We start from the raw sequence: 20,106 nt of genomic DNA on the forward strand, positions 1-20,106 counted from the left end.
GGGGGTCTTCTACGGTGCTGCACTCGCAGGGCAGGCGCGCCCGGCGGGTCGGGGGCGCCGGGGCTGACCATCTACAACGCAGTAGGAAGTAGTCCCGGGCCCCCCCGCCCCGGCACTACTTATCTGCTTATCTGCGGGTCGGGTAGCGTCGGGCCAGTGACCGCAACGCCGCGCGAATTCGACATCGTGTTGTACGGGGCGACCGGCTTCGTCGGGAAGTTGACCGCCGAATACCTGGCCCGGTCCTCGCCTGGCACGCGCGTGGCGCTGGCCGGCAGATCCACCGACCGCTTGCGAGCCGTCCGCGACACGCTGGGTGAGTCCGCTCAGGCCTGGCCGCTTGTCGCCGCCGACGCATCCTCGCCGTCGACGCTCAACGATATGGCGGCCCGCACCCAGGTCGTCATCACCACGGTCGGCCCATATACCCGTTACGGGCTGCCGTTGGTCGCCGCGTGCGCGACGGCGGGCACCGACTACGCCGACCTGACCGGGGAGGCCATGTTCGTCCGCGAGAGCATCGACCTGTACCACAAGCAGGCCACCGACACCGGTGCCCGCATCGTGCATGCCTGCGGATTCGATTCCGTCCCTTCGGACCTCAGTGTCTATGCGCTATACCGGGCGGCGCGGGATGACGGCGCCGGAGAGCTCGCCGACACCGACCTCGTGGTCCGGTCCTTCTCGGGTGGGGTATCCGGGGGAACCGTCGCGTCGATGCTGGAGGTGTTGGACACGGCTTCCCGCGATCCCGATGCGCGCCGCCAACTCGCCGACCCGTACACGCTCAGCACCGACCGCAGCGCCGAACCCGAGATCGGGCCGCAGCCCGACCTGCCGTGGCGGCGCGGTCGCCAGATCGCGCCGGAACTGACCGGCCTGTGGACGTCGGGGTTCGTGATGGCCCCCTACAACACCCGTATCGTGCGGCGCAGCAACGCATTACTGGACTGGGCGTACGGCCGCCGGTTCCGCTACACCGAGAGCATGAGCCTGGGGTCGTCGCCGCTTGCGCCGCTGGCGTCGGCCGCGGTGGGCGGCGTCGCGAACGCCACATTCGGATTGGGTAGCCGCTATTTCCGGCTGCTGCCCCGCCGGCTGGTGGAGCGCATCGTCCCCAAACCCGGGACCGGCCCCAGCGCGGCGGCGCGCGAGCGCGGCTATTACAAGATCGAGACCTACGCCACCACGACCACCGGCGCCCGATACGTGGCGCGCATGGAGCAGCGCGGAGACCCCGGCTACAAGGCGACTTCGGTGCTGTTGGGGGAGTGCGGCCTCGCGCTCGCGCTCGACCGCGACAAGCTGCCGAACCTGCATGGCGTCCTCACCCCCGCGGCCGCGATGGGTGACGCGCTGCTGGCCAGGTTTCCCGCCGCCGGTGTGACGTTGCAGGTTGACCGGCTCTCCTAGTGACCCGGCTCACCTGCGATTTGGGCACTTACAGCGGGGTAAACGGCGCTCCCTAGAATTGACGGGTGACCGCCAGCCGCAGCCCCGCCAGCGTCCTGCCCAAGTCGTGGGATCCCGCTGCCGCCGAAAGCGCGATCTATCAGAAGTGGCTCGACGCGGGCTACTTCGAGGCCGACCCGACGAGCGCAAAACCGGGATACTCGATCGTGCTGCCCCCACCGAACGTGACCGGCAGCCTGCACATGGGGCACGCGCTGGAACACACCATGATGGACGCCCTGACCCGTCGCAAACGGATGCAGGGTTATGAGGTGCTGTGGCAGCCGGGCATGGACCACGCCGGGATCGCGACCCAGAGCGTGGTGGAAAAGCAACTTGCGATCGACGGCAAGACCAAAGAGGACTTCGGCCGGGAACTGTTCGTCGACAAGGTCTGGGACTGGAAGCGCGAGTCCGGCGGTGCGATCAGCGGCCAGATGCGCCGGCTCGGGGACGGGGTGGCCTGGAGCCGCGACCGCTTCACCATGGACGAGGGCCTGTCGCGGGCGGTGCGCACCATCTTCAAGCGGCTCTATGACGCCGGCCTGATCTACCGCGCCGAGCGCCTGGTCAACTGGTCGCCCGTGCTCGAAACCGCGCTCTCCGACATCGAAGTCAACTACGAAGAGGTCGAGGGCGAGCTGGTGTCGTTCCGCTACGGCTCCCTCGACGACTCGCAACCCCACATCGTGGTCGCCACCACGCGGGTCGAGACGATGCTCGGCGACACCGCCATCGCGGTCCATCCCGAGGACGAGCGGTACCGCCACCTGGTCGGCACCACCGTGGCGCACCCCTTCGTCGACCGGCAGCTCCTCATCGTCGCCGACGAACACGTCGACCCCGAATTCGGCACGGGCGCGGTCAAAGTCACGCCCGCCCACGATCCGAACGACTTCGAAATCGGCCTGCGGCACCAACTGCCGATGCTATCGATCATGGACACCAAGGGCCGGATCGCCGACACCGGAACACAATTCGACGGCATGGACAGATTCGAAGCCCGGGTGGCGGTGCGTGAGGCGCTGGCCGCCCAGGGCCGCGTCGTCGCGGAGAAGCGCCCCTACCTGCACAGCGTCGGGCATTCCGAACGAAGCGGTGAGCCGATCGAGCCCCGGCTGTCGCTGCAATGGTGGGTCCGGGTGGAATCGCTGGCCAAGGCCGCCGGTGACGCGGTTCGCAACGGGGACACCGTGATTCACCCGGCCAGCCTGGAGCCACGCTGGTTCGGCTGGGTCGACGACATGCACGACTGGTGCATCTCGCGGCAGCTGTGGTGGGGCCATCGCATCCCCATCTGGTACGGGCCGGGCGGCGAACAGGTGTGTGTCGGCCCCGACGAGACGCCGCCGGAGGGCTGGGAGCAAGACCCCGATGTGCTAGACACCTGGTTCTCCTCGGCCCTGTGGCCGTTCTCCACGCTGGGCTGGCCGGAGAAGACCCCCGAGCTGGAAAAGTTTTATCCGACAAGCGTCTTGGTCACCGGATACGACATCCTGTTCTTCTGGGTGGCCCGCATGATGATGTTCGGCACCTTCGTCGGCGGTGACGACACCATCACGCTCGACGGTAGGCGCGGCCCGCAGGTGCCGTTCACCGATGTGTTCCTGCATGGGCTGATCCGTGACGAATTCGGCCGCAAGATGAGCAAGTCCAAGGGCAACGTCATCGACCCGCTGGACTGGCTGGACATGTTCGGAGCCGACGCGCTGAGGTTCACGCTGGCCCGCGGTGCCAGCCCCGGTGGCGACCTCGCCGTCGGCGAGGACGCCGTCCGGGCGTCACGAAATTTCTGTACCAAGCTGTTCAACGCCACCCGGTACGCGTTGCTCAACGGTGCGCACGTCGCACCGTTGCCCGCGCACAACGAGCTGACCGATGCCGACCGCTGGATTCTGGGACGGTTGGAAGAGGTTCGCGCCGAAGTCGATTCGGCGCTCGACGGTTACGAGTTCAGCCGCGCCTGCGAGGCGCTCTACCACTTCGCGTGGGACGAATTCTGCGACTGGTACGTCGAATTGGCCAAAACGCAGCTGGCCGAGGGGAACGCACACACCACCGCCGTGCTGGCCGCGGTGCTGGACACGCTGCTGCGGTTGCTGCACCCCGTCATCCCGTTCCTCACCGAGGCGTTGTGGCAAGCCCTGACCAACCAGGAGTCGCTGGTGATCGCCGACTGGCCGGAACCGTCGGGCTTCGAGCCGGACCCCGTTGCCACGCAACGGATCAGCGACATGCAGAGGCTGGTCACCGAGGTCCGCCGGTTCCGCAGCGACCAAGGCCTGGCCGACCGGCAGAAAGTGCCGGCCCGGCTGGGCGGCATGGACGGCGCCGATTTGAGCACCCAGGTGGCCGCGGTGACATCGCTGGCCTGGCTCACCGCGCCGGGCGATGCGTTCGAGCCGTCGGTGTCGTTGGAGGTGCGGCTCGGTCCCGGCATGAACAGCACGGTCGTCGTCGAGCTCGACACCTCGGGCACCATCGATGTCGCCGCCGAGCGCCGCCGCCTGGAGAAAGACCTCGCCGCCGCGCAAAAGGAACTGGCGTCGACCACCGCCAAATTGGCCAACGAGGACTTTCTGGCCAAGGCGCCGCAGAAGGTCGTCGACAAGATCCGCGACCGCCAGCGCGTGGCCCAGGAGGAGACCGACCGGATCAACACGCGGCTGGCCGGGCTGCGGTGAGCGAGCACTCCGACTGGTCCGAGCCCGGCGAGGCCACCACCCTGGCCCCGACCCCGGATGAGATCGCTGCCTTGCTGCAGGTCGAACACCTGCTGGACCAACGCTGGCCGGAGACGAAGATCGAGCCGAGCCTGACCCGGATCAGCGCTCTGATGGACTTGCTGGGCTCCCCGCAACTGGCCTATCCGTCGATCCACATCGCCGGCACCAACGGCAAGACCTCGGTGGCGCGCATGGTCGACGCGCTGGTGACCGCCCTGCACGGTCGCACCGGTCGAACCACCAGCCCGCACCTGCAGTCGGCGGTTGAGCGGATCGCGATCGACGGCCGGCCGATCACCCCGGCGCAGTACGTCGCCACGTATCGGGAGATCGAGCCCTTCGTGCAGATGATCGACGCGCAGTCGCAAGCCGCGGGCGGGCCTGCGATGAGCAAGTTCGAGGTGCTGACGGCCATGGCGTTCGCCGCGTTCGCCGACGCGCCCGTCGACGTCGGGGTCATCGAGGTCGGCATGGGCGGGCGATGGGACGCCACCAACGTCGTCAACGCCCCGGTGGCGGTCATCACGCCGATCGGCATCGACCACGTCGAATACCTCGGTGACGACCTCGCCGGCATCGCCGCCGAGAAGGCCGGCATCATCACGAAGGCCCCCGACGGCGCACCCGACACCGTCGCCATCATCGCGCGCCAGGCGCCCGAAGCGATGGAGGTGCTGCTGGCCCAGACCGTGCGGGCCGACGCCGCGGTGGCCCGCGAGGATTCGGAGTTCGCGGTTTTGGAGCGTCAGGTCGCGATCGGCGGCCAGGTGCTGCAGCTGCAGGGCCTCGGCGGGGTGTATTCCGACATCTACCTGCCGCTACACGGCGAACACCAGGCGCACAACGCGGCGGTGGCACTCGCGGCCGTCGAAGCGTTCTTCGGCGCGGGGGCGCAGCGGCAACTCGACGTCGAGGCGGTGCGGGCCGGGTTCGCCGCCGTCACCAGCCCCGGCCGGCTGGAACGCATGCGCAGCGCGCCCACCGTCTTCATCGACGCCGCGCACAACCCGGCCGGCGCGGCCGCGCTGGCGCAAACCCTGAGCGACGAATTCGACTTCCGCTACCTGGTCGGCGTGCTCAGCGTGCTGGCCGACAAGGACGTGAACGGCATCCTCGCCGCGCTCGAACCGGTTCTGGATGCCGTCGTCGTAACCCACAACGGGTCGCCGCGGGCGCTGGACGTCGAGTCGCTGGCGCTGGCGGCGGCGGAGCGATTCGGGCCCGAGCGGGTGTTTTCCGCCGAGAACCTGCGCGACGCCATCGACGCCGCGACCGCCCTGGTCGATGACGCGACGCTGGACGGGGAACCCGAAGCGTTCTCCGGCGCCGGAATCGTCATCACCGGCTCGGTCGTCACCGCCGGGGCGGCACGGACCTTGTTCGGCCGGGATCCGGAATGACCGACCAGAACCGGGCAGACCCCTGGAAGAGCTTCGGCGCGGTGATGGCCGCCACGCTGCTCCTGGAAGCGATCGTGGTGTTGCTGGCGATCCCGGTGGTGAGCGCCGTCGGCGGCGGACTGACGCCGGTGTCGCTGGGCTATCTGATCGGAGTGGCCGCGCTGCTCATCCTGCTGGGCGGGGTGCAGCGCAAACCCTGGGCCATTTGGGTGAATCTCGGTGTGCAAGCCCTCCTGCTCGCCGGCTTCGCGGTGTATCCGGGCGTCGGGATCATCGGGCTGCTGTTCACGGGATTGTGGGCCTTGATCGCGTACTTCCGGGCCGAGGTGCGGCGCCGCCAGCGGTAGGGGCGGCTCCAGCGGCATCCGCCGCACTCGCCGCCCGGCCGATCGCCGCCCGGTTCTGTACGCTGTGCGCCGTGACCGAACGGACCCTGGTACTGATCAAGCCGGACGGCGTCGAGCGGCAGCTGGTAGGGGAAATCATCAGCCGCATCGAGCGAAAGGGCCTGATCATCGCTGCGCTGGAGCTCCGGCGCGTCAGCGAGGACCTGGCCGCCGCGCATTACGCCGAGCACGAAGGCAAGCCGTTCTTCGACTCGCTGCTGGAGTTCATCACCTCGGGCCCGGTGGTGGCGGCGATCGTCGAGGGACCGCGGGCGATCGCCGCGTTTCGGCAGCTCGCGGGTGGAACCGACCCGGTGGAGAAGGCCACACCCGGCACGATCCGGGGCGATTTCGGGCTGGAGACGCAGTTCAACCTCGTGCATGGGTCCGATTCGACCGAGTCCGCAAAGCGCGAAATCGCGCTCTGGTTTCCCGACGCGTAGCGCCCCGGCGAACGGGGCCGCGCCGCGCCGCTGACGGCCCGTTTGCTCACGGGTGGGTGGGGCCCGCCGAGTGATGTGGGATACTGACGGAGGGTGAACGTGGCCGGACCGGCTTCGGACACCCGAATGAAGACTTAGACAAGCGCGATCAATCGCCAGCCGGCATTGGTGCGCGGCATGTCAGGCCATCATTCAGCACGGCGCCGAGCGCATTCCCCGCGAACCGCTCGGGGCGAGACCATCACAAGCCCGGGGGAAGTTAGCCGGGCCCATAGCGAAGCCCTCGCGTGGCCGCGTCGCAAGGACGCGCCCGGGGGCTTGAGGAGAATACGTGGTAGACGGTGCACCATCCGCAGAGTCATCCGAAGAGCCGACCCGGCACGACGAACTGCCGGACCGCCTGAGAGTCCATTCGCTGGCCCGAACGCTGGGAACGACCAGTAAGCGGGTGCTGGATGCGCTCAGCGCACTCGACGGACGGATACGCAGCGCGCACTCCACCGTTGACCGTGATGACGCGGTCCGGGTACGCGATCTGCTGGCCGCCCAGCCCGATGAGGGCGCCGAGGACGCCGGCGCCGTCGGCGAAAGCCCCCACGCCGAGGCCGGGGAACCCGAATCCCGGCTGATGCTCGAGACGGCGGTCGAGCGACCGCACTACATGCCGCTGTTCGTTGCGCCGCAGCCGGTACAGGCGGAGGAAGACGACGGCAACGCCGACGAGGACACCGACGCCGACGATTCCGACGTCGACGACGAAGACGACGAGCAGACCGATCGACCGGCCAACCGGCGCCGTCGCCGGGGCCGTCGCGGGCGCGGGCGCGGCCGCGGTGAGCAGGGCGGACCCGACAACCAGAACGACTCGGGCGACGACGACGAGCCGCAACAGCGGGGCCAGAAGGCGGGAGAGGCCGACTCCTCCGGCGCCGAGGACGACGACGGCGAAGACGACGAATCCGATGACTCCGACAGCGGCGACGACGGTTCGGCGGAGGGCGGCAATCGACGTCGCCGCAGGCGCCGGCGCCGCAAGTCGGGTTCGGGCGACGACGGCGATGAAAACGCGTCGCCCGACGACCCGCCGAACACGGTGGTGCACGAGAGGCCGCCCCGCAGCGGGAAGAACGGCGGCAATGGCGGAAACGGCTCGTCGAACGCCGAGATCAAGGGCATCGACGGCTCCACCCGGCTGGAGGCCAAGCGCCAACGGCGCCGTGACGGCCGCGACGCCGGACGGCGTCGTCCGCCGGTATTGAGCGAGGCGGAGTTCCTGGCGCGCCGCGAGGCCGTCGAACGGATCATGGTCGTGCGCGACAGGGTCCGCACCGAACCGCCGCATCAAGGGGCGCGCTACACCCAGATCGCCGTGCTCGAGGACGGCATCGTCGTCGAGCACTTCGTGACCTCGGCCGCGTCCGCCTCGCTGGTGGGCAACATCTACCTCGGGATCGTGCAGAACGTCCTGCCGTCGATGGAGGCGGCGTTCGTCGACATCGGCCGCGGCCGCAACGGCGTGCTCTACGCCGGCGAGGTCAACTGGGAAGCCGCCGGCCTGGGCGGGTCCGACCGCAAGATCGAACAGGCGCTCAAACCGGGAGATTACGTCGTCGTCCAGGTCAGCAAGGACCCGGTCGGGCACAAGGGCGCCCGGCTGACCACCCAGGTGTCGCTGGCCGGCCGGTACCTCGTGTACGTGCCGGGCGCGTCGTCGACCGGGATCAGCCGCAAGCTGCCCGACACCGAACGGCAGCGGCTCAAAGAAATCCTGCGCGAAGTGGTGCCGTCGGACGCCGGGGTGATCATTCGCACCGCCTCCGAGGGCGTCAAAGAGGACGACATCCGCAACGATGTCACCCGACTGCAGGAGCGCTGGAAACAAATCGAGGCCAAGGCGGCCGAGATCACCGAGAAGGCCGCCGGCGCGGCGGTCGCGCTCTATGAAGAGCCCGACGTGCTGGTCAAGGTCATCCGTGACCTGTTCAACGAGGACTTCGCGGGCCTCATCGTCTCCGGTGACGAGGCGTGGACGACGATCACCGACTATGTGAATTCCGTTGCGCCCGACCTGGTTTCAAAGCTGAACAAGTACGAACCGCCCGGCGGCGCCGACGGTCAGCCGGGACCCGACGTCTTCGCGGTGCATCGCATCGACGAGCAACTCGCCAAGGCGATGGAGCGCAAGGTGTGGCTGCCTTCGGGCGGGACGCTGGTGATCGACCGGACCGAGGCCATGACGGTGGTCGACGTCAACACCGGCAAGTTCACCGGGTCCGGCGGCAACCTCGAACAGACGGTGACCAAGAACAACCTGGAGGCCGCCGAGGAGATCGTCCGGCAGCTCCGGCTGCGTGACATCGGCGGCATCGTGGTCATCGACTTCATCGACATGGTCCTCGAGTCCAACCGTGACTTGGTGTTGCGGCGGCTCACCGAGGCGCTGGCCCGCGACCGCACCCGCCATCAGGTGTCCGAGGTGACGTCGCTGGGCTTGGTTCAGCTGACCCGCAAGCGGTTGGGCACGGGGCTGATCGAGGCCTTCTCGACGTCGTGCACCCACTGCGGCGGCCGGGGGATCGTGCTGCACACCGACCCGGTGGACTCGGCCCCCTCGAACGGTCGCAAATCGGAGTCCGGTGGTCGCCGCGGCAGGCGGTCCAAGAAGAAGGGGGCCGAGGAGCCGGTGGTGGCCAAGGTGCCCGCGCACGCTCCCGGCGAGCACCCGATGTTCAAGGCGATGGCCGCCGGCGGGTCCGGGCAGGCCGACCGTGACGACGACGAGTCCGACGAGTCCGCCGAGGAAGCGACCGGCGAGCTCGACGAGCGGAAGCAACGGGACGTGGCCGACGGGGCGGACACCGACCAAGAGGACTTCGAAGACACCGACGAAGACACCGACGACTCTGACGACGACTCTGAGGACGATCTCGACGACGACGACGAGGATCTCGACGACGAGGAAGACCTGGGCGAGGACGACGAGGACCTCGAGATGGACGACGACGACCTGGACGTCGAGGACGACTCAGACTCCGATGACTCCGATTCCGACGAGGATTCCGACGGTTCCGTCAACGGCGGATCGGGCTTCGGGCGTCCGCGGCGGCGTCGAGCGGCAGGCAGACCGGCGGGGCCGCCGATCCACGCGGACTGACCTGGACCAGTTTGACCCTGTAGCCGCTGGTCAAGTACCCTAGGACAGTTGTCGTCAGGTCGGGTGGACTTTGGCCGGCGGCAGCGGGACTCCCGGGCAGCCGGCGCAGACCCGCACCCCAGACCCACTTAGCTTTGTCCGAGCGCACCGCCGGTGGCTCGCGCGCGAAGAGCCGAAGAACGGCTGAGCAGAGGAAAGAAGGCAGGAGCAACGATGGCGACCTACGCAATCGTCAAGACGGGCGGCAAGCAGTACAAGGTCGCCGTCGGGGACGTGGTCAAGGTCGAGAAGCTCGACTCCGACCCGGGCGCGAATGTGTCGCTTCCCGTCACGCTGGTCGTGGACGGCGCGAAGGTGACCACCGACGCGGCCGCGCTGGCCAAGGTGGCGGTGACCGGCGAGGTGCTCGAGCACACCAAGGGCCCCAAGATCCGTATCCACAAGTTCAGGAACAAGACCGGCTATCACAAGCGTCAGGGGCACCGTCAGCAGCTGACGGTCCTGAAGGTCACCGGGATCAAGTAGCGGGAGGCGACAGACATGGCACACAAGAAGGGCGCTTCCAGCTCGCGCAACGGCCGGGATTCCGCCGCTCAGCGGCTGGGCGTGAAGCGGTTCGGCGGCCAGATCGTCAAGGCGGGCGAAATCATCGTTCGTCAACGTGGCACCAAGTTCCACCCCGGCCTCAACGTCGGGCGTGGCGGTGACGACACGTTGTTCGCCAAGGCCGCCGGAGCCGTCGAGTTCGGCATCAAGCGCGGCCGCAAAACCGTCAGCATCACGCCCCAGGTCTAAGCCTCACGAGCCGGGGGCAGCGCCCCCGTGCGGGGAACGCTGCGGCGGCGTTGCGAGGTATTTCGCCCTGGCGTGACATTCGAAGGGCTGGTATTCGATGCCTCGATTTGTCGATCGGGTCGTCATCCACGCGCGAGCGGGTTCCGGCGGTAACGGCTGCGCGTCCGTCCATCGGGAGAAATTCAAGCCGCTGGGCGGTCCCGACGGCGGCAACGGCGGCCGCGGCGGCAGCATCGTGTTCGTCGTCGACCCGCAGGTCCACACCTTGCTGGACTTCCACTTCCATCCGCACGTCACCGCGCCCTCGGGCAAGCAGGGGATGGGCAACAACCGCGACGGCGCGGCCGGCGCCGACTTGGAAGTCAAAGTTCCCGACGGCACCGTGGTCTTGGACGAAAACGGCCGGCTGCTAGCCGATCTCGTGGGTGCGGGCACCCGCTTCGAAGCCGCGGCGGGAGGCCGTGGCGGCCTGGGCAACGCCGCACTCGCATCGCGTGCCCGCAAGGCCCCCGGCTTCGCGCTACTCGGTGAGCAGGGCGAAGCGCGGGACCTGACGCTCGAACTCAAGACCGTCGCCGACGCCGGCCTCATCGGTTTCCCCTCGGCCGGGAAATCGTCGCTGGTGTCGGCGATCTCGGCGGCCAAGCCGAAGATCGCGGACTACCCGTTCACCACCCTGGTGCCCAACCTCGGTGTGGTGTCGGCCGGCGAGCACACCTTCACCGTCGCCGATGTGCCGGGCCTGATTCCCGGCGCGTCGCAGGGCCGCGGTCTCGGCCTGGATTTCCTCCGGCACATCGAGCGCTGCGCCGTGCTGGTGCACGTCGTCGACTGTGCTACCGCCGAGCCGGGCCGCGACCCGATGTCCGACATCGATGCGTTGGAAGCCGAACTCGCCGCGTATACGCCTACCCTGCAAGGCGATTCGACCCTGGGCGACCTCGCCGAGCGGCCACGGGCGGTGGTGCTCAACAAGATCGACGTGCCCGAGGCGCGGGAACTCGCCGAATTCGTCCGCGACGACATCGCCGAACGCGGCTGGCCGGTGTTCCTGGTGTCGACGGTATCGCGGGAAGGCTTGCAACCGTTGATCTTCGGGCTGTGGCGGATGATCTCGGAATACAACGCCACCCGCCCGCAGGTCGTGCCGCGGCGGCCGGTAATCCGGCCGGTTCCGGTCGACGAGAGCGGCTTCACCGTCGAGCCGGACGGTGAGGGTGGCTTTGTGGTCACCGGCGCCCGCCCCCAGCGTTGGGTCCGGCAGACCAACTTCGACAATGACGAAGCCGTGGGCTATCTCGCCGACCGCCTGGCCCGGTTGGGTGTCGAGGACGAACTGTTGCGCCTCGGCGCGCAACCCGGGTGCGCCGTGACCATCGGGGACATGACATTCGACTGGGAGCCGCAAACACCTGCGGGACAACAGGTTGCGATGAACGCCCCGATGTCTGGGAGAGGCACCGACGTGCGGCTGGAACGCAGCGAGCGCACCGGGGCCGCGGAGCGCAAGGCGGCCCGCCGTCAGCGCCGCGAACGCGGTGACGAGTCGTGAGCGCCGGCGATGATGCAGTGGGGGCACCGCCCGCTTGCGGGGGACGAAGCGATGAGCAGGAGCGGCGCATCGTGATAGCTCAGCGCGACGCCATCCGGGCCGCGCGCAGCCTGGTGGTCAAGGTCGGGACCAACGCGCTGACCACACCGTCCGGGGTGTTCGACGCGGGCCGGCTGGCCGGGCTGTCCGACGCCATCGAAACACGCATGAAGTCGGGCACTGACGTCGTCATCGTCTCTTCGGGTGCCATCGCCGCCGGCATCGAGCCACTCGGATTAGCCCGTCGCCCCAAGGATTTGGCGACCAAGCAGGCCGCGGCCAGCGTCGGGCAGGTCGCGCTGGTGAACGCGTGGAGCGCGGCGTTCGCGAGGTATGGCCGCACGGTGGGGCAGGTGCTGCTGACCGCGCACGATATCTCCATGCGGGCCCAGCACACGAACGCCCAGCGCACCCTGGACCGGCTGCGGGCTCTGCACGCGGTGGCGATCGTCAACGAGAACGACACGGTGGCCACCAACGAGATTCGGTTCGGCGACAATGATCGACTTTCGGCGCTGGTGGCTCACCTGGTCGGAGCCGAGGCCCTGGTGCTGCTCTCCGACATCGACGGTCTGTACGACTCGGATCCCCGAAAAACCAAGGGCGCCCGATTCATTGCGGAGGTCTCCGGCTCGGCGGACCTGACCGGTGTGGTTGCCGGACCGGGCAGCGACTTGGGCACCGGGGGGATGGTGTCCAAGATGTCGTCGGCATTGCTGGCCGCCGACGCGGGAGTGCCGGTCCTGCTCGCCGCCGCGGCCGACGCCGCGACCGCCCTGACCGATGCTTCGGTCGGCACGGTGTTTGCCGCCCGGCCCGTTCGAATGTCGGCGCGCCGGTTCTGGGTGCGGTATGCCGCCGAAGCGGCCGGCGCGCTGACCCTGGACGAGGGCGCGGTGCGTGCGGTGGTATCCCAGCGCCGCTCGTTGCTGGCCGCCGGCGTCACCGCGGTGTCGGGCCGGTTCTATGCCGGAGACGTCGTCGAACTGCGCGGCGCGGACGCGGCCATGGTCGCCCGCGGCGTGGTGGCCTACGACGCGACCGAACTGGCGACCATGATCGGCCGGTCAACCTCCGAGCTGCCGGGGGAGTTGCGCAGGCCCGCGGTGCATGCCGACGATCTGGTGGCGGTTTAGGGCGGCTAGCTGAAGGGGTTGCTGTTGTCCTGCCACGCCGCCGATTCGGGACGCGGCCCGTAACGCAGGGCGTAGTCCTCGTGCATCTTCGCTTGCTTCTTGTTCTTGAGCACGTCGACGAGGTTCGGGTTCAGGCCGTGCTGCGCCAGCCGGTGCCGGCGCCAGACCTTGTTCAATGCGAGCGAAATCAGCAGGGCCCAGGTATAGAGCGGCACGGTCATCTCGGTGTGCACATACAGCGAAGCGGGCAGCAGCCAGAATGGTGCGAGAACCAACAGGGGCGGGATGGCCCACCGGATCATGTGCCGGCGCACGGCCCCCTTGCCGGCCAGATCGTTGGCGACCCAGTCGCGCATCGAGCTGGGCAGGCACCGACCGTACGAGTAGGCGATGTACTGCCAGACGTTGGGTTTGGTGCGGGTCTTGGATTCGGTCACGGTGGCTCCTATGGCGGGCGGTTTCAGGACTGCAATGCGCCCGCCGCCAGGGCGGCCGCGTTGATGCGGGTCAACACCTGGTGCAGGTGCTGAAGTTCGCCGATGTCGACGCCCAGACGCGCGACCACGGCGGGTGGAATCTTGAGCGCACGGCGCCGCAAGGCTGTGCCGCTGTCGGTGAGTTTGACGTCAGTGGAGCGCTCGTCGACGGTGCTTCGCGTACGGGTGATCAGGCCGAGTGCCTCCAAGCGCTTGAGCATCGGCGACAATGTGGCCGGATCCATCTGCAACGTAGCCGCAATTTCCTTGACTGACAAAGCTTTTCGCTGCCCCGTTCCGGCCCGCTGGTGATCCCAGAGCGTCAGCATCACCAGGTACTGGGGGTGGGTCAGCCCCAACGGCTCCAACAGCGGCCGGTAGACGGCCAAAACGGCGCGGTTGGTCACGCTCAGCGCGAAGCACACCTGCTGTTCGAGGGAAAGCGGGTCGAGCTCCGGTGCGGTCAGCGGCGACATAATTACATGGTATCCCAATAGTTAACGTGCTAACTATGTCGTCCTCGTCACAGCCACGGCCCGTGCATTAGTGCACCGAAGTGGATTTGAGATACAGAGCGCCCCAGACGATCTCGGTCAGCGTGGCGGCCAGCTCCGCGTCATAGTCGCGCGGGTTCACCGGGAGGTTCTGCTGGCAGGATCGCTCGACCATCCAGGTCAGGGCGTTGGCGGTGGTGGCCGCGGGCAATTCCGGCCGGATCGAGCCGTCGGCCTGCCCTTCCTCGATGACCCGGGTCATCCGCCCGGTGACCGCGGTCAACAGGTTGCGGTAGGTCGCCGCGACCAGCGGGTCATAGCCGGCCATTTCGTTCAGCGCGACCAACACCGGTTGGTGCCGCCGATAGCTGGCGATGATGGCGTCCATCGCGGCGCGCACGTCGGCCGGATCGTGCCGGCCGGCCACGCTCCACCAGCGATCCGCGCTCTCGGCGAGGTCGGCGAACACCTGGTTGGCCAGGCGGCGCAGCAGGTGCCCTTTGTCCTCGAAGTAGATGTAGAAGCTCGCGCGGGAGATGCCGGCCGCGCTGGACAGCCGGTCCACGCTGAGCTCGGTGAAACTGGCGCCGTCGCGCATCAGCCGCTCGGTGGCGTCCAGCAGCCGGCGTTCGATCTGCTCTCGCCGCTGCTGACGTTCCTGTTCGCGGTTGGCCTGCGGCTTCCGGGTGACCGATGGCATATGCCCAGCATAGAGCGTCTTGTGACGGCTTGACTAGACACTATGTCTAGGAATAGTGTCGCAGGCAGTCTGTGACCGAGGTCATACGCAACGGAGGGATCGCCAATGACCGTGATGACCGGGACGTCGGGCACCGAGAAGCCCGGGCGTGCCTACGACCCCATCGACCTGTCCTCGCGCGCGTTTTGGTCGACCACCGCGGCCGACCGGGAGCGTTCGTTCGCGGTGCTACGGGCCGAACGCCCGGTGAGCTGGCACCCTCCGGTTGAAGACGCCCTGATGTCCGATCCCGAGGATCCCGGCTACTGGGCGGTCACCCGGCGCGCGGACATCGTCTCGGTCAGCCGAAACAACGAGGTGTTCCTGTCCGGCAAGGGGGTGATTTTCGAGAACGTCCCCGTGGAACTGCTCGAGGCCTCGCAGTCCTTCCTGGCGATGGACCCACCGCGGCACACCAAGCTGCGCAAGCTGGTCAGCGCGGCGTTCACCCCGCGGCAGGTCCGCCGCATCGAGGACTCGATCAAGGCGAACGCCAAGACCATCGTCGAAGAGCTGCGGGCCGCGGGCAGCGGCGTAGATTTCGTCGAGCAGTGTTCGAAACAGCTGCCCATTCGCACACTCTCGGACATGGTCGGGATCGAAGAATCCGAGCGTGAGCACGTGGCGCGGGCCGCCGATGCGCTGGTGTCATGGGCGGACCCCGTCTACCTCGACGGGCGCAATCCGCTGGAGGTCCTGGTCGAGAATCAGATGTATCTGCACCAGGTCGCCGGCGCGCTGGCCGCCGAGCGCCGCGAGCGGCCGGGTGACGACCTGTTCAGCGGTCTGGTGAACGCGGAGGTGGACGGCGACCGGTTGTCCGACGCCGACGTGGCCGCGTTCTTCGTGTTGCTCGCCGTGGCCGCCAACGACACCACCCGCCAGACCACCAGCCATGCGATGAAGGCGCTCACGGACTTTCCCGATCAGCGCGCCTGGCTGCTCGAGGATTTCGACAACCGGATTCCCATGGCGGTCGAGGAGTTCATCCGGTGGGCCTCACCGGTGATGACCTTCCGGCGCACGGCGGCAACGGATGTCGAGCTGGGCGGCCAGACCATCCGCGCGGGGGAGAAGGTGGTGATGTTCTACCCGTCCGGAAACTGGGACACCGAGGCTTTCGACCATCCGGAACGTTTCGACCTGGCCCGCGACCCCAACCCGCACGTCGGCTTCGGCGGCGGGGGGGTGCACTTCTGCCTCGGCGCGCACGTGGCCCGGGCGCAGCTGCGAGCCATCTTCGGCGAGTTGCTGCGGCAGCTGCCGGACATCCAGGCGGGTGAGCCCGCATACGTGGCGGGCAACTTCATTCACGCCGTGCGCCGCATGCCGTGCACGTTCTAACCCGCTGCTATCGGCGATAACTCGTCAGCCAGCAGCGCCAGCAGCTCCGAGCAGCCGCCGTCGACCTTGACGGTGGCCAGGTCATCCCCGCGGGTGCGGCCCCGGTTGATGATGGCGATGGGCCTGCCCAGCGCGGCGGCGTGACGCACGAACCGGTAGCCGGAGAACACCGTCAGCGACGAGCCGGCGACCAGTAGTGCGTCGGCCTCGTCCACCAGTGAATATGCCTGGTCGACAACCTCTTTGGCGACGCTTTCACCGAAGTAGACGATGTCCGGCTTGAGCATTCCGCCACAGCGCGGACAGTCCAGATAGCGGAACGACGTGGTATCGGCGACGACGGCGTCGGCGTCGGGGGCCACCGCGAGGCCGCCGACCGCTTCGGCGCGCTCGGCGAATCCCGGGTTGAGCGCTTCCAGTTGTTCGGCCAGCGCGGCGCGGCTCATGGTGTACCCGCAGCCCAGGCAGATCACCCGCGCGTAGGTGCCGTGCAGATTGACGACATTCTCGCTGCCGGCCTTGGTGTGCAGCAGGTCGACGTTCTGGGTGATCACCCCGGTCACCACCGACGCGCGCTCGAGGGCGGCCAACGCTCGGTGGCCGGCGTTGGGCATGGTGTCATCCATGTGCCGCCAGCCGACGTGGTTGCGCGCCCAGTACCGCTGCCGGAACGCAGGATCCGAGGTGAACTGGCGGATGGTCATCGGATTGCTGGGCGGGGAATCAGGACCCCGGTAGTCGGGGATGCCGGAGTCGGTGGACAGCCCCGCGCCCGTCAGCACCGCAATCCGGCGGCCGGCCAGCAACGCGACCAACTCCGGCGATTCTGCGCGGCGGGCGGTCACCCCGTCCAGCGTACGGCCATGACGTGGTTAACCGAGGCACTCCGCGGCGGTGGTGAGCTCCGCCGACATGTTCTTCTCCATCATCTTGAGCGCCGCCGCGGCCAACTCGGCGTCGATGCCCGCGACCGCGTCGGTCGGTATCACGACGGGAAAGTGCCGCACGTAGGCGTCGAGCGCGGTGTAGAGGATGCACTGCTCGGTGACCTGGCCGGCGATGACCAACCGCTTGGTCTCCAGCCGGTTCAGCAGGTAGGCCAGCGCGGTCGCATAAAAGGCGCTGTGCCGGACCTTGGTCATCACGCGCAAGTCCCCGGCCGGCACAATCGGCTTCACCAGATCGGGGCGCGCGCCGTCGAGCGCGGAGCCGACGATGTCGGAGAACTGGGCCGCGAAATCGCCGTAGTTGTCGTTGACGTAGACCAGGTCCACGTCGTCGGATTCGCGTGCGCGCCGGACCAAATCGGCCAGCGGGTCGATGATGGTGGCGACATTGGGTATTAGTTCTTCAGCATCGGGATGCTGGTAGGTGTTCATCATGTCGACCACGACCACGGCAGTATCGCTCATGATGGAAGGGATACCCGGCGGCCGCGGGTTGACACAGGTCAGGCGACAATGGAAGGGCGATGGACTTTTACAACGCTTACAGCCAGGGCTTTGTCCGGGTCGCCGCGTGCACGCACCACACCACGCTCGGCGATCCGGCGGCCAACGCGGAGTCGGTGTTGCGATTGGCGCAGGCTTGTCACGACGACGGCGTCGCGCTGGCCGTGTTCCCGGAGCTGACGTTGTCCGGGTACTCCATCGAGGACATCGTGATGCAGGACTTGTTGCTCGACGACGTCGCAGCCGCCATCGAGACCATCGTCGGGTCCTCGACCGATCTGCTGCCGGTTCTGGTCGTCGGTGCCCCACTGCGGTACCGCCATCGCATCTACAACACCGCGGTGGTCATCCATCGGGGCGCGGTGCTCGGGGTGGTGCCGAAGTCGTACCTGCCCACCTACCGAGAGTTCTACGAGCGCCGGCAGATCGCGGCAGGAGACGACGAGCGCGGCACCATCCGGATCTGTGACGCCGACGTCCCCTTCGGCCCCGACCTGTTGTTCGCCGCTTCGGATGTGCCCGATTGCGTGCTGCACGTCGAAATCTGCGAGGACATGTTCGTGCCGATCCCGCCCAGCGCGGAAGCCGCGCTGGCGGGCGCGACGGTGCTGGCGAACCTGTCCGGCAGCCCGATCACGATCGGCCGCGCCGAGGACCGCTGCCTGTTGGCGCGTTCGGCGTCGGCGCGCTGCCTGGCCGCCTATGTGTATGCCGCGGCGGGCGAGGGCGAGTCGACCACGGACCTGGCCTGGGACGGTCAGACCATGGTGTGGGAGAACGGTGAACTGCTGGCCTCATCCGAGCGCTTTCCGAAGGGGGAGCGGCGCAGCATCGCCGACGTCGACATCGACCTGCTGCGTTCGGAACGGTTGCGCATGGGGACCTTCGACGACAACCGGCGCCACCACCGCGGGTCGGCCGAGTCGTTCCGGCGCATCGAGTTTCGGCTGGACCCGCCCGACGGCGATATCGGATTGCACCGCGACATCGAGCGCTTCCCCTTCGTCCCCGCCGATCCGCAACGCCTGGAACAGGATTGCTACGAGGCCTACAACATCCAGGTGTCCGGACTCGAGCAGCGGCTGCGCGCGCTGAACTATCCGAAGATCGTCATCGGCATTTCCGGCGGCCTGGACTCGACCCACGCGTTGATCGTCGCCGCACGGGCGATGGACCGCGAGGAACGGCCGCGCAGTGACATTTTGGCGTTCACCCTGCCGGGGTTCGCGACGGGCGATCGCACCAAACGCAACGCGATCGAGCTGTGCCGCGCACTCGGGGTCACCTTTTCCGAAATCGATATCACCGAGACGGCAATGGTCATGTTCAAGGAGATCGACCATCCGTTTGGGCGCGGGGAGAAGGTTTACGACGTCACCTTCGAGAACGTGCAGGCGGGCCTGCGCACCGACTACCTGTTCCGGCTGGCCAACCAGCGCGGCGGCATCGTGCTCGGCACCGGCGACCTCTCTGAAATCGGGCTGGGCTGGTCGACTTACGGGGTGGGCGACCAGATGTCGCACTACAACGTCAATGGCGGCGTCCCGAAGACGCTCATTCAGCACCTGATCCGTTGGGTCATCTCGTCGGGCCAGTTCGAGTCCGACGTGACCGACGTGCTGCAGTCGGTGCTGGATACCGAGATCTCCCCGGAGCTCGTGCCGAAAGGCGAGGAGGAAGAGCTGCAGAGCAGCGAGGACAAGGTCGGACCGTATGCCCTGCAGGACTTCTCGCTGTTCCACGTGCTGCGCTACGGGTTCAGGCCGTCGAAGATCGCGTTTCTGGCGTGGCACGCGTGGAGCGATCCCGAGCGCGGGAACTGGCCACCGGGATTTCCCGCCGACAAGCGACCGGTCTACTCGCTCAAGGAGATTCGGCATTGGCTCGGGATCTTCGTGCAGCGGTTCTACTCGTTCAGCCAGTTCAAGCGCTCGGCCTTGCCCAATGGCCCCAAGGTGTCGCACGGCGGTGCGCTGTCACCGCGCGGTGATTGGCGTGCCCCGTCGGACATGTCGGCGCGCATCTGGCTCGACGAGATCGAGCGGCAAATACCCGAGGAGTAGCACGCTCGGGGCCCGCCCGGCATCGCCGGACGGGCCCGGAACGTCCGCTCACGCCCTCGCGCGGCGCCAGCCCTGGTACTGCAGCTCCGCGAACACCAGCGTGTAGGCGCCCGCCGCCAGATTCAACGCGACGCCGGCCGAGGTCAGCGGGAAGACATCCGCGAGCACCAGCACCACGGCGGCCACCGTGTAGGCCACATTGGCGATGATGACGGCCATACCGGCGCGCAGCACCGATCGCATCCTGGCGAGCCCGAACACGAGCACGCCGTAGCCGATCAAGAACGCGGCCATGCTGTATTCGAACGCCTTCGTGGTTCCCGAAAGCTCGGCGAGCCGGCCGACCAGCGGGATACCGGCCAGGCCGACCAGCCCGCTGATGGCGGCGTCGGCGCGCATGGCGAGGCGGAGCAGCCCGTCGCGGGTGCCCGTGCGGTCAATGGTGGTGGCGGACAT

18 protein-coding genes are annotated in these 20,106 nt (G+C 68.0%); 12 read left to right on the forward strand and 6 right to left on the reverse strand.

All coding sequences use genetic code 11. The features are described from left to right. Nucleotides 1-156 precede the first annotated feature (156 nt). The 10 genes from A5697_RS16395 to proB all read left to right on the forward strand — a co-directional run bounded on the left by A5697_RS16395 (nt 157) and on the right by proB (nt 13,083). Nucleotides 157-1,413 carry a trans-acting enoyl reductase family protein gene (locus A5697_RS16395; RefSeq protein WP_067944214.1) on the forward strand — a complete coding sequence of 419 codons (1,257 nt, stop codon included), beginning with the start codon at nt 157-159 and terminating at the stop codon, nt 1,411-1,413. Between the two features lie 65 nt (nt 1,414-1,478). Next, nucleotides 1,479-4,136, forward strand: a complete 2,658-nt coding sequence (locus A5697_RS16400; protein ID WP_068011408.1) for a valine--tRNA ligase — start codon at nt 1,479-1,481, stop codon at nt 4,134-4,136. Next, entirely contained in the window at nt 4,133-5,578 is a 1,446-nt protein-coding gene (locus A5697_RS16405) for a folylpolyglutamate synthase/dihydrofolate synthase family protein (protein ID WP_067944216.1), read from the forward strand. The genes A5697_RS16400 and A5697_RS16405 overlap by 4 nt, the downstream gene beginning before the upstream one ends. Beyond that, nucleotides 5,575-5,925 carry a DUF4233 domain-containing protein gene (locus A5697_RS16410; RefSeq protein WP_067944218.1) on the forward strand — a complete coding sequence of 117 codons (351 nt, stop codon included), beginning with the start codon at nt 5,575-5,577 and terminating at the stop codon, nt 5,923-5,925. The genes A5697_RS16405 and A5697_RS16410 overlap by 4 nt, the downstream gene beginning before the upstream one ends. Before the next feature lie 71 nt (nt 5,926-5,996). Continuing rightward, nucleotides 5,997-6,407 carry a nucleoside-diphosphate kinase gene (ndk, locus tag A5697_RS16415; RefSeq protein ID WP_067944220.1) on the forward strand — a complete coding sequence of 137 codons (411 nt, stop codon included), beginning with the start codon at nt 5,997-5,999 and terminating at the stop codon, nt 6,405-6,407. Between the two features lie 331 nt (nt 6,408-6,738). After that, nucleotides 6,739-9,561 carry an Rne/Rng family ribonuclease gene (locus tag A5697_RS16420; protein ID WP_068011409.1) on the forward strand — a complete coding sequence of 941 codons (2,823 nt, stop codon included), beginning with the start codon at nt 6,739-6,741 and terminating at the stop codon, nt 9,559-9,561. 213 nt (nt 9,562-9,774) lie between these two features. Next, nucleotides 9,775-10,086, forward strand: a complete 312-nt coding sequence (rplU, locus tag A5697_RS16425) for a 50S ribosomal protein L21 (RefSeq protein ID WP_007169506.1) — start codon at nt 9,775-9,777, stop codon at nt 10,084-10,086. Nucleotides 10,087-10,101: 15 nt separating this feature from the next. After that, nucleotides 10,102-10,356 carry a 50S ribosomal protein L27 gene (gene rpmA, locus A5697_RS16430; RefSeq protein WP_046186480.1) on the forward strand — a complete coding sequence of 85 codons (255 nt, stop codon included), beginning with the start codon at nt 10,102-10,104 and terminating at the stop codon, nt 10,354-10,356. A gap of 97 nt (nt 10,357-10,453) precedes the next feature. Continuing rightward, nucleotides 10,454-11,908 carry a GTPase ObgE gene (gene obgE, locus A5697_RS16435; RefSeq protein WP_067944223.1) on the forward strand — a complete coding sequence of 485 codons (1,455 nt, stop codon included), beginning with the start codon at nt 10,454-10,456 and terminating at the stop codon, nt 11,906-11,908. Between the two features lie 71 nt (nt 11,909-11,979). Further along, nucleotides 11,980-13,083, forward strand: coding sequence for a glutamate 5-kinase (gene proB / locus A5697_RS16440; protein ID WP_067944225.1), 1,104 nt, complete (start codon nt 11,980-11,982; stop codon nt 13,081-13,083). Nucleotides 13,084-13,088: 5 nt separating this feature from the next. On the opposite strand, the gene A5697_RS16445 is transcribed toward proB, so the two are convergent. From A5697_RS16445 to A5697_RS16455, 3 genes are all read right to left on the reverse strand, one after another. Next, on the reverse strand, nt 13,089-13,520 hold the full coding sequence (locus tag A5697_RS16445; RefSeq protein ID WP_067944227.1) for a DUF5313 domain-containing protein: 432 nt from the start codon (nt 13,518-13,520) through the stop codon (nt 13,089-13,091). 23 nt (nt 13,521-13,543) lie between these two features. Further along, nucleotides 13,544-14,035, reverse strand: coding sequence for a MarR family winged helix-turn-helix transcriptional regulator (locus A5697_RS16450; RefSeq protein ID WP_068011410.1), 492 nt, complete (start codon nt 14,033-14,035; stop codon nt 13,544-13,546). Nucleotides 14,036-14,102: 67 nt separating this feature from the next. Next, nucleotides 14,103-14,753: a TetR/AcrR family transcriptional regulator gene (locus A5697_RS16455; RefSeq protein WP_068011411.1), complete on the reverse strand. Its 651-nt coding sequence runs from the start codon at nt 14,751-14,753 to the stop codon at nt 14,103-14,105. Nucleotides 14,754-14,858: 105 nt separating this feature from the next. Here A5697_RS16455 and A5697_RS16460 point away from each other — a divergent pair, with 105 nt between their 5' ends. Next, nucleotides 14,859-16,136 (forward strand): cytochrome P450, encoded by a 1,278-nt coding sequence (locus A5697_RS16460; protein WP_067944234.1) that lies wholly within the window; start codon nt 14,859-14,861, stop codon nt 16,134-16,136. On the opposite strand, the gene A5697_RS16465 is transcribed toward A5697_RS16460, so the two are convergent. Beyond that, nucleotides 16,133-16,981 (reverse strand): NAD-dependent protein deacetylase, encoded by an 849-nt coding sequence (locus A5697_RS16465; protein ID WP_067944236.1) that lies wholly within the window; start codon nt 16,979-16,981, stop codon nt 16,133-16,135. The two genes, A5697_RS16460 and A5697_RS16465, sit on opposite strands and share 4 nt — an antisense overlap. Nucleotides 16,982-17,008: 27 nt before the next feature. Continuing rightward, nucleotides 17,009-17,548 carry a cysteine hydrolase family protein gene (locus A5697_RS16470; RefSeq protein ID WP_067944238.1) on the reverse strand — a complete coding sequence of 180 codons (540 nt, stop codon included), beginning with the start codon at nt 17,546-17,548 and terminating at the stop codon, nt 17,009-17,011. Between the two features lie 59 nt (nt 17,549-17,607). Between A5697_RS16470 and A5697_RS16475 the strand changes: the two genes are divergently transcribed. Beyond that, entirely contained in the window at nt 17,608-19,650 is a 2,043-nt protein-coding gene (locus A5697_RS16475) for an NAD(+) synthase (protein ID WP_067944240.1), read from the forward strand. A gap of 48 nt (nt 19,651-19,698) precedes the next feature. On the opposite strand, the gene A5697_RS16480 is transcribed toward A5697_RS16475, so the two are convergent. Beyond that, a complete protein-coding gene (locus tag A5697_RS16480) occupies nt 19,699-20,106 on the reverse strand; it encodes a hypothetical protein (RefSeq protein ID WP_067944242.1) in 408 nt (135 codons plus the stop codon).

Source organism: Mycobacterium sp. E3251 (assembly GCF_001666835.1).
In the GTDB taxonomy this organism is placed as follows: Bacteria; Actinomycetota; Actinomycetes; order Mycobacteriales; family Mycobacteriaceae; genus Mycobacterium.

Bases quoted from the DNA above. Each gene is read 5' to 3' on its own strand.
- A5697_RS16410 (WP_067944218.1), top strand. From the start codon at position 5,575: ATGACCGACCAGAACCGGGCAGACCCCTGGAAGAGCTTCGGCGCGGTG.
- rplU (WP_007169506.1), top strand. From the start codon at position 9,775: ATGGCGACCTACGCAATCGTCAAGACGGGCGGCAAGCAGTACAAGGTC.
- rpmA (WP_046186480.1), top strand. From the start codon at position 10,102: ATGGCACACAAGAAGGGCGCTTCCAGCTCGCGCAACGGCCGGGATTCC.
- obgE (WP_067944223.1), top strand. From the start codon at position 10,454: ATGCCTCGATTTGTCGATCGGGTCGTCATCCACGCGCGAGCGGGTTCC.
- A5697_RS16450 (WP_068011410.1), bottom strand. From the start codon at position 14,035: ATGTCGCCGCTGACCGCACCGGAGCTCGACCCGCTTTCCCTCGAACAG.
- A5697_RS16455 (WP_068011411.1), bottom strand. From the start codon at position 14,753: ATGCCATCGGTCACCCGGAAGCCGCAGGCCAACCGCGAACAGGAACGT.
- A5697_RS16460 (WP_067944234.1), top strand. From the start codon at position 14,859: ATGACCGTGATGACCGGGACGTCGGGCACCGAGAAGCCCGGGCGTGCC.
- A5697_RS16470 (WP_067944238.1), bottom strand. From the start codon at position 17,548: ATGAGCGATACTGCCGTGGTCGTGGTCGACATGATGAACACCTACCAG.
- A5697_RS16475 (WP_067944240.1), top strand. From the start codon at position 17,608: ATGGACTTTTACAACGCTTACAGCCAGGGCTTTGTCCGGGTCGCCGCG.
- A5697_RS16480 (WP_067944242.1), bottom strand. From the start codon at position 20,106: ATGTCCGCCACCACCATTGACCGCACGGGCACCCGCGACGGGCTGCTC.